This window comes from Planococcus dechangensis (genome assembly GCF_042654465.1).
Taxonomy (GTDB): Bacteria; Bacillota; Bacilli; order Bacillales_A; family Planococcaceae; genus Planococcus; species Planococcus dechangensis.
In genome coordinates this window covers 394,133-409,759 of sequence record NZ_JBHSGL010000015.1, presented here as the reverse complement: position 1 = coordinate 409,759, position 15,627 = coordinate 394,133, and the positions used below count along the sequence as shown (strand labels likewise).

Below are 15,627 nucleotides of genomic sequence, written 5' to 3'. Positions count from 1 at the left end.
ACCTTAATCACCTAATAAGAATAAACTGATTTCCGGAATAAATGATAAAATGATAACGTCGATCACCATGATGATGATGAACGGAATGATCGCCCTCAATAAACTCTCGAATTTGGTTCCTGCAATGTTCGCGGCGACAAATAAATTGATTCCTACCGGAGGCGTAATAAAGCCGATACCCAAGTTGACGATCATAATGATGCCGAAATGCACGAGATCGATTCCAAGTGCACTCGCTATCGGCGCTAAAATAGGAGTCAAAATAATGATCGCCGCAGATGTCTCCAGGAAGATACCGCATAGCAGCAATACCAAATTGATAATCAACAAAGCGATGATCCAATTATCCGTCAAGCTCAGCATCAATTGCGTCAATTCAGCTGGGATGCGCTGGCGAGTTAAATAATAACCGAACACCGACGCGCCGGCGATGATAAACATGATGACCGCAGTCGTCACGACGGCAGAAGAGAAAATTGCGGCAAGATCGGTGAACTTGATTTCTCGGTAAACGAACACCCCGATGACAAGTCCGTAGACCACCGCCACCACTGCCGCTTCGGTCGGCGTGAAGATGCCGCCGTAAATGCCGCCAAGAATAATGACCGGCATCAATAATGCTAAAAACGCATCCAAAAAAGCAGTAAAGAAATCTTTCGCCCCGAATTTCTCGCCTCCACCATAGCCTTTTTTCAGTGAAATGAAGTAGACGAGCAATACTAAAGAAAGCATGACCATCAGACCTGGCACAATGCCGGCGATAAACAAATCACCGACCGATACACCGGCTGCGACACCGTACAAGACCAACGGAACACTCGGTGGGATCATGACCCCGATCGTGCCGCCAGCTGCTTGAATGGCCGTGGAAAAACTCTTGTCGTAACCTTTGCTGACCATAGCCGGGATCATCAACGCTCCCACAGCTGCCGTCGTCGCCGCTGCAGAACCGGAAATAGCTGCGAAAAATGCACAAGCGACGATGGAAACAATACCGAGCCCACCTTTGACGCGGCCGAAGATCACATTGGCCAAATGAATTAAACGTTTGGAAATTCCGCCGCTTTCCATTAATTTACCCGCTAATATAAAAAATGGAATGGCCATTAACGGAAATGAATCGACCGAATTGAACATGCGCTGGATAATGACGATAATCGACACATTTCCTTCTATATAGAAAATAAGTGCAGAAGCAAGGCCCAATGCGATTGCAATCGGCACATTGATTATGAATAGTGCAATCAGCAGAACGAATAATAAAATCGCCATGCTCAGACCCCCCCGCTCTTAAAGTCTTGGGCAAAACGTGCAGCTAAATTGATAATCAAAATAGCTCCACTGATCGGGATGATCATATAAATCGCCCCCATCGGAATGCGCAAAACTGGTGAACTTTGGGACATTCCCTGCATCGCCAAGCTATAGCCTTCCACAACCATCAATAAAAAAAACATTAAACTGGCGATGGATGCAACAGTATAAAGCGCTTTCTTCCCCGGGGTGCGGAATAAATTGACAAAAACCTCCATGCCGATATGCGCCTTTAAAGACATGGCATAGGCAGCCCCTAAAAAAGTCAGCCAAATCAAACTATAGCGCGCCAATTCCTCGGTCCAAGCGAGTGGTGAGCCGAGCACAAATCGGAACAGGACTTGCAAAAAGACGACCGTTACCAATAACCCCATTATCCCATTCAACAAATGCTTGATGCCCCAATTCAAATATCCGATCCATTTCATCATCGAATTCCCCCGATAGAAAAAAAGAGAGAAGAACTCTCTCTTTTCTTAAGTTTCTGCAATTTTGATGGTCACCGTTTTATGGGCTTGTAACAAGCCCATTAGATGTTTACTGAGCTTCCAAAATCCGGTTCAGCAAATCCTGAGATTCGATTTGGTCATAAACTGGGCGTACGGCTTCCTGGAACGGCGCAGTATCGATGTCTTCGATGATTTCGACGCCTTCATCTTTTAAGTTTTGCAAAGATTCCTGCTCCATTTCGACAATCAAGTCGCGTTCCATGGAACCGACTTTTTGTCCTTCTTCCATAACAATATCGCGCAAGTCTTCCGGTAACTGATCATAAGTTTGCTGGCTCATCATGTAAATGGCAACCGAATATACATGGCCGGTCAAGCTCATATATTGCTGGTTGGCATCATATAAACTGAACTGGTCGGCGACAATTGCCGGATTTTCCTGGGCATCGACAACGCCTTGTTGAAGTGCTGTAATCGCTTCTGTCCAAGCCATCGGCGTCGGTTGCGCACCTAATGCTTCAAATGCTGCCAAATGGATTTCATTTTCTTGTGTACGGATTTTCAAGCCTTGAAGATCTTCCGGCGTATTGATCGGACGCTCTGCGTTCGTTATGTGGCGATAGCCGTTTTCTCCCCACGACAATCCGATGATCCCGTTTTCTTCCAATTTAGTAAACAGCTCGTCTCCTATCTCACCTTCTAAAATCTCCACTGCTGATTCACGGTCGTTGAACAAGAATGGTACATCCAATACTTCCAGTTCCGGAACAAAATTTGTGACGGGGGCGGTAGACGAGACAACTAAATCGACGGTGCCGAGACCCATTCCTTCAGTCAGTTCACGTTCCGCCCCGATTTCACTATTAGCAAACACTTCGATCGTTACGCGGCCATCCGTCCGCTCTTCAACATTCTCCGCCATTTCCAAAAATCCTAAATGATATGGATGATCTTCCGGCAGCGAGTGTCCCGCCTGCAAGTTGAATGTTTCACCGGAGTCACCGCCTGCTGTGCCGCCGTCTTCTGAACTGCCACACGCCGTTAAAGCAAGTGCTCCCCCGATCAATACAGATGCAAACCCCATTTTGTTCATCGCCATCTTGTTTCCCCCTTTTGATTTCTTTTAGCGCACTGCTCTCCTTGCTAATTTATCGATTTAAATAATCCGTTACTGCCCCTTTAGATGAGCAAGATACGTTATGTGCGTATTTTCCGAGCACGCCTTTGCGATAAAGCGGCGGTGCCGTCCATTCGCTTCTGCGGTTTTCGAGTTCAATGTCAGATACGTCCATGGAAATTTCCTGCAAGTCCGAATCGATCGTCACCATGTCGCCTTCTTTCAGCAAGGCGATCGGCCCGCCTGATTGCGCTTCAGGTGAAATATGGCCGACTACAAGACCATGCGTTCCGCCTGAAAATCGCCCGTCAGTTAGAAGCGCAACGGATTCGCCCATCCCTTTGCCGACCAGGATGGCTGAAATCGATAGCATCTCCGGCATGCCAGGACCGCCTTTCGGGCCGACATAACGGATAACCAAAACATCTCCGTCATTGATTTCGTTCGCCATAACTGCTGCGGTCGCTTCTTTTTCGTTCTCGAAAACGCGCGCTGGGCCTGTATGGCGATTGACTTTGACGCCTGATACTTTTGCGACGGCGCCTGTCGGAGACAAATTGCCTTTCAAAACAATCAATGGGCCGTCTTTACGTTTCGGATTGTCGAACGGCATGATGACGTCTTGCCCTTCTGTCAGGCTCGGCGCTTCCTGTAAGTTTTGTGCCACGGTTTTACCAGTGACGGTCATGCAATCTCCGTGCAAATAACCCGCTTCCAACAGCATCTTCATGACTGCTTGAACACCGCCGACGCGGTGAAGGTCTTGCATGACGTATTTGCCGCTCGGTTTCAGGTCCGCGATATGTGGTACCGTTTTTTGAAGGCGGTTGAAATCATCGATCGTTAAATCCACTTCCGCTGCGTGCGCAATGGCGAGCAAGTGAAGAATGGCATTGGTCGACCCGCCAAGCGCCATGACGACAGTGATCGCATTCTCGAACGCTTCTTTCGTCATGATGTCTTTCGGATAGATGCCGAGTTCCAGCAAATTATAAACTGCAGCTCCCGCTGCCTCACAGTCTGCTTCTTTATATTCAGAAACCGCCGGATTGGATGAACTGCCCGGCAAGCTCATACCCATCGCTTCTGCAGCCGACGCCATCGTGTTCGCCGTATACATGCCGCCGCACGAACCTGCGCCTGGACATGCGCTGCATTCAATTTTGCGCAATGCTGAATCGTCGATCGTTCCATTGTTATGTTGGCCGACACCTTCAAAAACCGAAACGATGTCGATATCTTGGCTGTTATAGCGTCCAGCTGCAATGGTGCCGCCATAAACGAATACTGCCGGCACTTCGGAATTGGCGATGGCGATGAGACAGCCCGGTATGTTTTTATCACAGCCGCCGATAGCAACAAGGCCGTCGAGGCTTTCCGCGCCGACCACCGTTTCAATCGAGTCGGCGATGACATCGCGGCTTGATAGTGAGTATTTCATGCCTTCCGTTCCCATCGAAATGCCGTCAGAGACCGTAATGGTATTGAAAATGAACGGGACAGCCCCGGCGCCTCGTGCGCCTTTTTTTGCGGCTCTTGCCAGTTCATCGATATGTATATTGCAAGGCGTAACCTCGCTCCATGTGCTGGCGATGCCGACCATCGGCTGTTCGAATCCTTCATCCGTTACGCCGACTGCACGGAGCATCGCACGGTTGGGCGCTTTCATCGGCCCCTCGCTAAAAACTTTACTGTTGATGCGCAAATCTTTTTTCATAAGTATCCTGTCCTTTCTTTTCTATTTATTATAGATGACATTTTTCAGAATACAATGAATTAACGAATAATTATTAATAATATTTCACAATTTACCAAAGCCAATTCCATGTATGCGCTTTCACTAGGTATAACAGCATTCTTCGACAATTCTAAACAGCAATATGCATAAATTTACATAGCATGATATAGCGTTAAAAAAGCGTGTGGCTCGCATGCCGCACGCTTTTTAATCCATTATCCCAATTTGAAGCAAACTGCTTTCGTGTCGGTCATTTCCTGGATGGCGAATTTGATCCCTTCTCTTCCGAGCCCAGACTGTTTGACGCCGCCAAACGGCATGGCGTCGATCCGAAAATCGCTACTGTCGTTGATCATGACGCCCCCGACTTCAAGTTCTTCGATTGCCCGGTGAGCATGATCCAGATTCTTGGTGAAAATTCCGGCTTGCAGTCCATAATCGACAGCGTTGGCGCGTTCGATGGCTTCATCCAAATCTGCTATCGGATACAGCAAGACCACAGGGCCAAAGATTTCTTCTGAGGCGAGTGTGCAGTTTTCGGGGACATTCGTCAGAACAGTCGGCGAATAGAAAGCACCGTCGCGCACTCCGCCTGTTTCGAGTACGGCACCTTTCGCCAGCGCCTCTTCCACCAGCTGTTCGATGCGCTTTGCTTCTTTTTCCGTGATCAACGGCCCCATATCAGTTATTTCGGCTTGTTTGTCACCGATGATATAACGTTCCGTATCGTCAATGAATTGAGTCCGGAACGTTTCATATAAGCTGCTTTGAATATAAATTCGCTGAACGCCGAGACAGTTTTGACCCGCCGCCCAAAACGCACCGGAAACGCTAGAGGCGACTGCATCCTCTACATCCGCATCATCAAGGACGATGACCGGCGAATTCGAGCCGAGCTCCATGCCGACTTTTTTCAATCCGGCTTTTCTCGTAATAGACAGCCCCGTTTCGAGCCCTCCCGTAAAGCTGATCATTCGTACAGCCGGATGCTCCACTAAACTATCGCCGATTTCACTGCCCCTGCCGGTGATAACGGAAAGGATCTTTTCCGGCAATCCGGCGTGGAAAAAAGCTTCGGCCAACATTAATGCGCTTAGAGGCGTAACCGTTGCAGGCTTGACGATGATCGCGTTGCCGGAAGCGATCGCTGGGCCGATTTTATGGGCAACGAGATTCAAAGGGTCGTTGAATGGGGTAATCGCCCCAATAATGCCGAGCGGAAAACGCCGGTAATAGCCGACGCGGCCCTGGCCGGACGGCGATTGGTCGAATGGAATGGTTTCCCCTGTGATGCGCCGCGCTTCTTCTGCACTCAGGCGCAATGTTTCAACCGCACGCCCGACTTCTTTACGGGCTTCGCGTATCGTCTTGCTGCTTTCTTTGGAAATGGTGCGCGCATAAAGCTCTGCATTCAACTCGATATAATCAGCCGCTTTCCCGATAATTTGCATGCGTTCGAATACCGGCATGCGAGCGGCTGTTTTAGCTCCCGCTTTCGCCGCTTCGATGCATGCTTCCATATCCGCTTTCGAGGCAGCCGGTACCCGGTCGACAAGCGAGCCGTCTTGCGGATCGATGACATCGATCCATTGTTTGCCGTCCACCCATTCACCTGCCAGAAACATTTTTTTGCCTTCGACATGCGTCTCCATCAGCATCCACTCCTTTCATGACTGCACCGTTTCCCGAGCACGGGCAATCGTCAATAGATCGATGAGCAAGGAAAATCCCGTCTCTGCTTTGCCCGCTCCGGCACCGCTCAACGTCACTGGGCCCAACAGATCGGTTTGATAGGTTATGGCATTGAGTGCCCCCGAGACGGATGCGAGCGGATCGTCGAGCGGTACTTTTTCCGCTGCAACTTTTGCTGTGATGATTCCATTTTCTTTTTTGGCCGTGGCGATCAGCTTCCAGCGTCTGCCTTCCATACGGGCTTGTTCGATGAGTTCCGGTGTCAGCTGCGAGATGCCTGTACATTCGACTTGTTCGACTGTTAGCGGCATGCCCATGACATGCTGCGCGAGGATGACGATTTTATAGCGAGCATCCAAGCCTTCGACGTCACTCGTCGGGTCCGCTTCTGCATATCCGAGCGCTTGGGCTTCTTTTAGCGCCGCTTCATAAGACGCGCCTTCGTCCATGCGCATCAACATGAAATTGGTCGTGCCGTTTAGGATGCCGCGGATTTCTGTGATGTCATTGCCAGCGAGCGTCAGCTTCGGCATGCGCAGCGCCGGTGTCCCGCTCATGACGGTGCCTTCAAATCCCCAGGAAACGCCGTGTTTTTTCGCCAAAGCCGACAATTCCTGATAAGCAAGCGCCACCGGCCCTTTATTGGTCATGACGACATTTTTTCCGCTTTCGAATGCCGCGCGGCAATGGTCAATCGCAGGCTGACCCGTTGAAACATCGGTATAGGAAACTTCGATAACCGTATCGGCGTTCGATTTCCGGATGGTTTCCAAGCTGTCCCATCCAGTGATAAGCCCGTCTGCTTTCGGGTAGCTATCCAATGTGCCACCATCCTGCACAGCTTCCAGCAGCGCTTCGAAATCGAGTCCATCAGGGTGGTACAGCGAGCCTTTTTTAAAATCGGATATCGCTACGATTTTCGATTCAAAGCCTTCTGCATCCTTCAAGCTTTGCCGTTTGCTGTAGAGAATCTCAGCGAGCCCTTGACCGACTACGCCAAATCCGATAAATGCCAGTTTATGCGTCATCATTCTCCCCCTCTCTGTTCTGTTCCGTTTCCAAAAAATCGATCGCCGCATTTGCCAAAATGGCAGCGCCCAGTGGCAAACTGCGCTCATCGATATCGAAATGAGCGGTGTGCAATTCCCTGCTCACCCCGTCTTGCAATCCACAGCCGAGAAAAAACATCGCGCCGGGCACTTGCTGCGTTACATAGCCGAAATCTTCCCCACCCATCCCGAATGACCGATCGATCGTATCTATTGAAGGGTCTGTTTTATGGATAGCCCTGATGATTCCCGCATTTACCTGTTTGTCATTGACAAGCGCCGGCTCTCCGCGTTGGTAGCTGAACGAATAATCGCCGCCAAGTTGTGTGGCGAGCGAGAAAGCGCGCTCGATTTCCGTCTCGAGCAGGTTCCGCACCCTGCCTGTATAACTGCGGACAGTCCCTTCAACTTTCACTTCTTGAGGGATGATATTGCTCGCGGTGCCGGCATGGATCTGCCCGATACTGATGACCGCCGGTTCAAGTGCCGGCACTTTTCTCGGAACGATGCCATGGAGCGCTTGCAAAATAACGCCGAGCATCCATGTCGGGTCGCTGCCAAGCTCAGGATAAGCGCCGTGTCCGCCCGTACCGACTATTTCGGCACGGAAGACGTCGACATTCGCCATACTCAGGCCGTCCGACAATTGGACGTCACCGACCGGCAGCCATGGGCACATATGAAGTGCAATTGCGGCTTCCACTCCTTCATATGCACCGGCTTGCAGTAAATAAGGAGAACCTGACAGAGAATCTTCATCGATTGTTTCTTCCGCCGGCTGGAAAATGAATTTCACCGTGCCGCACACTTGCTGTTTCTGGAAATGCTCCGCCAACAGGCGTGCGGTACCAAGTAGGATGGCAGCATGCGCATCATGTCCGCAGGCATGCATGACCCCTGGATTTCTCGAACGATAATCACAAGTGTTTGCTTCGTCGATCGGCAAAGCATCGATATCGGCGCGCAATGCAATGACCGGACGCCCTGTGCCGAGCGTACCGATGACGCTCGTCTTGAGGCCTCTGCCGCGTTCAACGGTGATGCCTTGGACCGTTTCCAGCACAGAGGCAATGAAACGGGCCGTTTCAACTTCCTGAAAACTGAGCTCCGGATATTGGTGCAATGCCCGCCGCCAACCGCTGATGTCGCCGGCCATTTGTTCCGCCTGTTCGAGCAGTTCATCTTTGTCCCGCATCTTGTCCACCTGGCTTTCTTAGACCTTGAGCACCGTTTCGACATGCTGGAACGCCTGCTCGAAATCAGCGAGAATGTCTTCGATTTCTTCAATTCCACAAGAAACACGGATCAAACCTTCCGGAATGCCCATCGCTGCGCGCTCTTCCGGCGTGCATTCCACATGGCTCGTCGTGCGCGCCGGACCGACCGTCGTCTCGACTGCTCCGAGATTCGCCGCACGATGCGCATACTGGAGCCTCGGCAACAAATCGCGCACCGTGTCCACGCCTCCTTTTACTGAAAAGCTCAACATGCCGCCGAAACCTTTCATTTGCCGCTTTGCGATATCGTGGTTCGGATGCGTTTCAAGCCCCGGATAAAAGACGTCTTCGACGATGTCTTTTGTCTGCAGGAAACGAGCGAGCGCCATCGCATTCTTGCTTTGCTCACGCACCCGCAAATGCAGCGTCTTCATGCCGCGCAACAGCAGGTATGCCGCCATCGGATCCATCGTCGCACCGTTGATTTCACGGTAATGATAGACTTGTTCGACAAGTTCATGCGATCCGACCAGTACACCGCCAAGTGCATCTGCGTGTCCGCCGAGGAATTTGGTGGCACTGTGCAACACAAGGTCGACACCGTCTTCAAGCGGGTTTTGGTTGATCGGCGTGCCGAATGTGTTGTCGATGATGACCAAGGCCCCCACCTCGTGACCTGCTTTGGCCATTCGTGCAATATCGGTGATCTTCACCGTCGGGTTGGTCGGCGTCTCCAAATAAAGGATCTTGCAGCCTTTTTGGAGTTCTGCTTCGATCGCCTCGTGATCTCCTGTATCGACCAGCGCCACATCAATGTTTTGACGCGGCAAAAACTCGGTGAAAATCTTGTTTGTCCCGCCGTACGTATCTTTGATCGACACGATGCGATCGCCCGGCACCAGGAACGTCGCGAGCGTATTGCTGATGGCCGCCATGCCGGTCGAAAAGCTGGTCGCCGCTTCTGCGCCTTCAAGCAGCTTTACTTTGTCTTCGAAAGCCTGCACCGTCGGGTTCGTGTTGCGCCCATAGATATGACCTTTCTTTTTACCGATCGCCACGTCGTACCATTCGTCCATATCGTCATACGTGTAGGCCACACTTAAGACGACTGGAACTTGAGATGCCCCGTGTACGAGATAGTCTTTCTCGCCTCCCCAAACAGCTTGAGTTGATTGATGGATTTTCTTCTTTGTCATATGCTCACTCCTCAATTTTTGTTGTGATGGTTTTGCCTGAGTGCTTTTGTGAAACAGCCTTCTACGCTCCGCCTTGATAACCGATCAAATGACTTTTGGCAAACAATCCCCTCGGCATATTCGCCAGCGTTTCACACCCGGTTTCCGTCACGCGGAAAGTCTCACTCACTTCAAATCCCGAGTGGTCAAACCACATTGCCGGAATCATATGAAACGCCATATTCGGCTCAAGTATCGTGCGGTCGCCCATGCGGATGCTTGCGGTATGCTCGCCCCAGTCCGGCGGGTAATTCAATCCGACCGCGTAGCCGATGCGCGCTTCTTTTTCAAAGCCATAACGGGCGATCGTTTTCGTCCACATCGCGCAAACTTCCTCCAAATAAATGCCGGGTTTGATCATCGCCAGGCATTCATTGAGCCCTTCTGTCGTTACTTCGGCAAGATGCTGCAAGTCGGCATCGGGTGTGCCGATGAATACGGTGCGGGCCAGCGGCGAATGATAGCGCTTATAGCAACCGGCGATTTCCAAGGTCACCGATTCCCCTTTTTTATAGCGCTTGTCAGTCCATGTCAAATGAGGCGCAGCGGTGCGTTCACCTGTCGGCAGCAGCGGCATAATGGCCGGGTAATCGCCGCCATGTTCTTTCGTTCCGCTTACCTGTACTTCGAGGATCCTTGCTGCGACATCGCATTCCCGCACCCCTTCTTCGATCATGTCGATGCCAGCCGCCATCGCTTTTTCCGAAAAGCGCGCCGCGCGCTTCATGTACATGATTTCCGTATCTGATTTCACGATGCGCACCCAGTTGACGAGCAAGGTGGCGTCTTGGAAACGTGCATTGGGCAAGCCTTTTTGCAGCCGTTCATAGCATTTTGCCGTAAAATAATAATTTTCCATTTCAACGCCGATCGAACGGCGGTCCTGGCCGATTTGGCTCAGGATTTCCGCCACGAAATCCATCGGGTGATGAGTTTGCGATTGCACATAGAATTCCGGATACGGGATGATATTATCGTGATAAAGCCAAGTCGTGATTTTGGCCCCGTTCGCATCCATGACGCGCCCGACCCAGATCGGCTGGTCTTCATCTTCAATGACAATAAGCATTTGGTGGACATAAAACGACCAGGCATCATAGCCGGTTAAATAGTTCATATTTGCGGGATCGCTGATAAGCAATACTTCAATTCCTTTATCTGCCATGCGCTGCTTTGTTTTCCGGATACGCCCCTGATATTCTGCAGTTCCAAACGACATGGGAATCCCCTCCTTTTAGTACACGAATTAAAAATGAGCATAACTAGGTTCTGTCGGCTGTTGGACTCCTGCTGAAAAATCGCAAGCCCTGAACTCGGCAAAAGCGGGTTAAATGACGGAATAATCAATCTCTTTATCATAGTCCTACTATAAGGCCCGACAAGCTTTCTAAGCATCTGTCATAGTGTATGAAAATAGTGCTGGCTCTTTAGTCAGTTTTTTCCCACGAAAAAAAGCCGGCTCGCAAGCCGGCTTTTTTTTACCTATCCTCAATTTCTGTTGTCCCGATACGATACGTTCTGACGCATAGCTCCAATAGAAACAAATCATCGGGATCGACAAGCGATAATCCGGTCAGCGCTTCGATTTTCCGCAGCCGGTACAATAAAGATTGCCGGTGGAGATTCAATGCGCGCGCTGTTTGGCTGACATTGCCCTGGTAATGGTTATAAGCCGAAAACGTTCCGATCAAATCCATTTGCCTTTGCTGGTCGTACTCCACAAGCGGCTGGATAGTATACAGAATGACATCGTTCATGCCTTGCGTTTTAGCCAATTGCAACAATAATCGGTCTGCTCGGGTATCACGGTAATCCATGCGATGGCCCGGCCCTTTTTTCGAACGTCCAATCTCAAGCGCCGTTTGGGCATGTTGGAAACTGCTGCTGAAACCGCTAAATCCTTCCACGAAATCGCCGATTCCCCAAGAAATCAGCACTTCCGGCAATAAATTCCGCAGCCGCCGTTCGACCAAATCAAGAAAATTCACTTGGTTTTCATGGCCGCTTTCCGCTGGCTTTTCCAAAAAAATCAGCAATCGGCCGTTTGTATAACTCATCATGATCGTTCGTTTCATCGCATGTGCTGCATAGTGAATTTCTTCTTCGATGTAAGCGATCATGTTCTTCGACCAATCCGGATACGAATTATCATCTTCGGTCCGCCGATCGAACAATTCCCTAAAGTTTTCAGGATAGCCGACGATGCTGATATAGGACAAGCCTAAATCATAGCCGAGCGAACGGGCACGCGATGCCGCCTGATCTGCCGAAGTGAATTCACCGTTTGCGAGCTCCCTGACAAAGTCCATGCGCAGCGCGGCTTTCGTTTCTTCTACCGCATTCTGCCTGGACATCCAAAGTGAAATCGTCGTCGCCGCATGTTCGAGCACATGGACGACAAAGACATCGAGACGGCCATCTCCCTCAGCTTCTGGCAACTCCACATACAAATAGCCTTGCGGTTGGTCAGACACTTGCAAGACGGGGACTTGGACCAGTTTGCGCCCGGATAATTTTCCTGTGCAGAATTTCCGGATCATCGGGTCGCGGTTCCTTTTTGAGATTGCTTCGCGGATCGGAAACACACCATCGCTGACATGCCGCTCCCAATCTTCCAGCTTGATACGGGACCAGCCCGCTGCGGATCGGACCCCGCCATAAGCATCCGTAATGATCAGCGGGCTTTTTAGCTCTCTGCGAATATAAGCAGCGATTTTTTCCAATTCTGCATCCGCCAAAATGAGTTTCAATAAGTCTTGCTGTACTTTTTCTGAACGCTGCCGTTCGTGCTGGTGCAAATCATTCAAATGGATCATGACTTCTTCGATAATTGTTGAAAAACGCAGTTCCCATGGCAACTCGACGAGCACAAACTCATGCTGCTCGGCCAGCTCCACCACTTCCCTTGGAATTTCGTAAACATGGCGCCCCATCGCAATCATCAAAGCGGCAGCACCGGAATCGATGATGTCCTGCACAAATCCATGAAAGGCCTGCAAGTCATTGTGGCAACCCATCGCGGTCGTTAAAACAAGTTCATTACGGCGCACAAAATTCTCCACCGGCATCTCCATCACCGACACCCAATGCACCGGGCGTGCTGTAGCATATGGTTTTGCCGTGCGGACAACAGCACCTTCAAGCAGTTCATACTCCAGAACATCGTGCACGGTCAGCTGCATCCAATCCCCTCCGCGCTTAGTTGGTTACTGCCAGTATAGCAAAAACCTATACTTGGAAAAAGCGGTAGTCTGAATAATCAGAACTCAGTGTTGCCGAAACGGATTTTTCCATTCCATCAATAATGCATAATTCCGCGATTCCTCATCGTCCAAATAATTCGGCACCACAGCTACCGGCATTCGCCCACAACTCAATAAAAAGCTGATGACCGGATCCCGCAGTTCGCCGCTCAGCACCTTTTCACTATATTCCTCTGCCGTCATTTTTTCCGCGTGATGATGGTACCCTGGCATTCGGCCACCGCCGATGAGCCGCTCCAATCCATCTGCCACCACGCGTTCATACATCGCTTCCATCAACAAACGCCCGAGTTTTAATTTGCGGAATTTCGGCTTGATACCGATGTCCACTACATAAAGCGAATCGCCGGCCGGGTTATGCGTACGGATCGATCCTTCGTCCGTCACCTCGTCCCATCTATGTTCTGGCTGGCGGGGATCAAAAGTAGTCAACATCCCTGTCATCGAGCCGGCGATTTCACCATCGATTTCCACACACAATGCACCTTGAGGATACAGCGTTATATGATTTCGCAACTGCTCTTCGTTCCATAATAAGTCCGGTGGAAACGGCGGCGGGAAACTCTCGCGCTGCACTTCGATCAAGCCTTCAAAGTCTTCTTCCGTGTAAGTCCGGACTGTCGCCAACACCGGCCGGCTATCCTTGAACACATATTGCTGCTTTTTATACATGGCCATCCCTGCCCTTCTTTCTATTAGTCTACCCAAATGATGTACGACTATACAAAAGAAGCGAAGCTTTTATACGGGAAGAGGAATTATAAATTTGTTAACTTTACGCAATCACTTATGCGAAAATCGGAAAACACTTCTTTCACACAAAGAAAAAACCTGCCAATAAGGCAGGTTTTGTTCAAGCTGTCGAGAAAGTGAAAAAGTCGTATTTTCCGAAGCTTATCGCTCGCTTTCCGCGGGCGGGAATCGAGCCTCCTCGCCCGCTTAAACGCGGCCTGCGGGGTCTCTCAAACCCGCTATTCCCGCAGGAGTCGAGCAAACGCTTCTCCAAATACTAAGATGGACCATTATGATTGAGCGTGGAAAAAGTAATCGCTATTTTTGATTTTAAGTGAATCATAGACTTGTTCAACACTCTGAAAAAACCTGCCTCAGTGGCAGGTTTTTTCGTTAACTTCTATTTTGTTAAAGTGGTGGCAATACTTGTGGACCGTTGATTGTCACTTCGCCTTGTGAGAGTTCACTAGCTGCTGTCGCTTGCGGCAATCCTACTGTAGCTGCAAGAAGTACAGCCAATAGAGCTCCCATAACTGCTTTCTTCTTTTCCATGTCTATTCACCGCCATTTTCTATAAATTGAGTTTGGTAATAATAGGCTCTTTCCCAATCTTCCCTCTCTTTATAATAGAGGGCAAGATCTTCAGATAATTGCCTGATATCTTTAATATAACCATATTTTTTGAAAAATGGGAACATTTTATCTTCTTTATAGTTCAAAAGATCTTGTTGGGAAAATTTTTGCTTTTCATAATAATTACTGTAGATTTTGAAGTATTCCTCTTCTTTCGGAGTTCCGTCCTTGCGCAATTGCTCGATCAATAGCTTTGTTTCCTCTTTACCCATCGGTTTAACTTCTAGTAAGTTGACGACTACTGCCTTGTATAAATAACTCCCAGGCTCTAGCGCTTCTTTCAGTTCCTCAAACCATTCTATCGCTTGGGTATCCTCTTTTTGGCTCTTCAGTAGTTCCGCATAATTGTACAGAACGGTTTGATACAGCTCATTCTGATGAGTCACTTTGGCATTTCGCTTGATAACCTCATATAAGCTTGCAGCTTGCGTAATTAAATCACGCCTTGTGTAGTTGATTGCTAATAATAATTGGGCATGCAGAAGGCGGATATAGTTGTGATGCATCTGATAAGCCCTTACTGCCAGCTCTGCATAGTAAGCGGATAACTCTAATCGGTCGAATAGTAATAAAATACGCGCTTTTTGATAATAATACTCTCCTTCTAATTTTTGAGGAATGCTTTGAACCCCTTGATCTAATTCGTCCATTAAAGCCATTGCATCTTTGTACTGCCCAAGTGAACTGAATTGAATCGCTTGAAAAAACTGGCTCATCCAAAGTTCTGGCGCTGTAAAGGAAGCTTTTAGCTTATCAAGCATTTTTTGCTGCTCTAGTGCTTTATCATATTGATTTACGTGTAAATAATAGCGGAACTTAAACAATTCATATTGTGTGACCAAGTCTGTAGATTGCAAATAACCATCTACTTTCGCAAGTTCATGATACATTTTCTTGAGATTATCCAAATCATAATGAAGCGAACAATCGATAAAACGTCCCAATTGTTGTTCGAGGCGCTTTTGGTGCTCAAGCTCCTTTTTCAATTGCACCCCCATCTTAGAAAGCAAGGCTTCGTAGGTGTCCTCGTGGGGGGTATACGTATTGGATTCGATTTTACTAAGATGCGATACGGAACAAATGCCATCAGCGAGCTGTGACTGCGTTAAGTTGTGTTTGAGACGATAGTATTTAATCACAGAACCGATGTTCATAAACTCACCTTTCTTTGTCAGAATATATAAATAA

At 49.2% G+C, this 15,627-nt stretch carries 13 protein-coding genes; all 13 read right to left on the bottom strand.

The genetic code is table 11. The features are described from left to right. Positions 1 to 3: 3 nt before the first annotated feature. A complete protein-coding gene (locus tag ACFO5U_RS16250) occupies positions 4 to 1,272 on the bottom strand; it encodes a TRAP transporter large permease (RefSeq protein ID WP_377280131.1) in 1,269 nt (422 codons plus the stop codon). Between the two features lie 2 nt (positions 1,273 to 1,274). Next, entirely contained in the window at positions 1,275 to 1,745 is a 471-nt protein-coding gene (locus tag ACFO5U_RS16245; protein ID WP_377280130.1) for a TRAP transporter small permease, read from the bottom strand. Positions 1,746 to 1,851: 106 nt separating this feature from the next. Continuing rightward, positions 1,852 to 2,862 (bottom strand): TRAP transporter substrate-binding protein, encoded by a 1,011-nt coding sequence (locus ACFO5U_RS16240; protein WP_377280129.1) that lies wholly within the window; start codon positions 2,860 to 2,862, stop codon positions 1,852 to 1,854. Between the two features lie 49 nt (positions 2,863 to 2,911). Beyond that, the gene (ilvD, locus tag ACFO5U_RS16235; RefSeq protein WP_377280128.1) at positions 2,912 to 4,597 is read right to left on the bottom strand and encodes a dihydroxy-acid dehydratase; all 1,686 of its coding nucleotides are present in this window, start codon (positions 4,595 to 4,597) and stop codon (positions 2,912 to 2,914) included. 236 nt (positions 4,598 to 4,833) lie between these two features. Next, positions 4,834 to 6,270: an aldehyde dehydrogenase family protein gene (locus ACFO5U_RS16230; RefSeq protein ID WP_377280127.1), complete on the bottom strand. Its 1,437-nt coding sequence runs from the start codon at positions 6,268 to 6,270 to the stop codon at positions 4,834 to 4,836. Between the two features lie 15 nt (positions 6,271 to 6,285). Then, entirely contained in the window at positions 6,286 to 7,338 is a 1,053-nt protein-coding gene (locus tag ACFO5U_RS16225; protein ID WP_377280126.1) for a homoserine dehydrogenase, read from the bottom strand. Continuing rightward, positions 7,328 to 8,554, bottom strand: a complete 1,227-nt coding sequence (locus ACFO5U_RS16220; RefSeq protein ID WP_377280125.1) for a M20 metallopeptidase family protein — start codon at positions 8,552 to 8,554, stop codon at positions 7,328 to 7,330. Before ACFO5U_RS16220 ends, ACFO5U_RS16225 begins: the two co-directional genes overlap by 11 nt. Positions 8,555 to 8,572: 18 nt before the next feature. After that, on the bottom strand, positions 8,573 to 9,772 hold the full coding sequence (locus ACFO5U_RS16215; RefSeq protein ID WP_377280124.1) for a cystathionine gamma-synthase family protein: 1,200 nt from the start codon (positions 9,770 to 9,772) through the stop codon (positions 8,573 to 8,575). Positions 9,773 to 9,833: 61 nt separating this feature from the next. After that, positions 9,834 to 11,030, bottom strand: coding sequence for a M24 family metallopeptidase (locus ACFO5U_RS16210; protein ID WP_377280123.1), 1,197 nt, complete (start codon positions 11,028 to 11,030; stop codon positions 9,834 to 9,836). Positions 11,031 to 11,289: 259 nt separating this feature from the next. Next, on the bottom strand, positions 11,290 to 12,993 hold the full coding sequence (locus ACFO5U_RS16205) for a PucR family transcriptional regulator (protein ID WP_377280122.1): 1,704 nt from the start codon (positions 12,991 to 12,993) through the stop codon (positions 11,290 to 11,292). An 84-nt stretch (positions 12,994 to 13,077) separates the two neighbouring features. Next, positions 13,078 to 13,746 carry a GNAT family N-acetyltransferase gene (locus ACFO5U_RS16200; RefSeq protein WP_377280155.1) on the bottom strand — a complete coding sequence of 223 codons (669 nt, stop codon included), beginning with the start codon at positions 13,744 to 13,746 and terminating at the stop codon, positions 13,078 to 13,080. A 468-nt stretch (positions 13,747 to 14,214) separates the two neighbouring features. Next, positions 14,215 to 14,358 (bottom strand): hypothetical protein, encoded by a 144-nt coding sequence (locus ACFO5U_RS16195; protein ID WP_377280121.1) that lies wholly within the window; start codon positions 14,356 to 14,358, stop codon positions 14,215 to 14,217. 2 nt (positions 14,359 to 14,360) lie between these two features. Next, positions 14,361 to 15,593 carry a helix-turn-helix domain-containing protein gene (locus tag ACFO5U_RS16190; protein ID WP_377280120.1) on the bottom strand — a complete coding sequence of 411 codons (1,233 nt, stop codon included), beginning with the start codon at positions 15,591 to 15,593 and terminating at the stop codon, positions 14,361 to 14,363. Between the last annotated feature and the right edge of the window lie 34 nt (positions 15,594 to 15,627).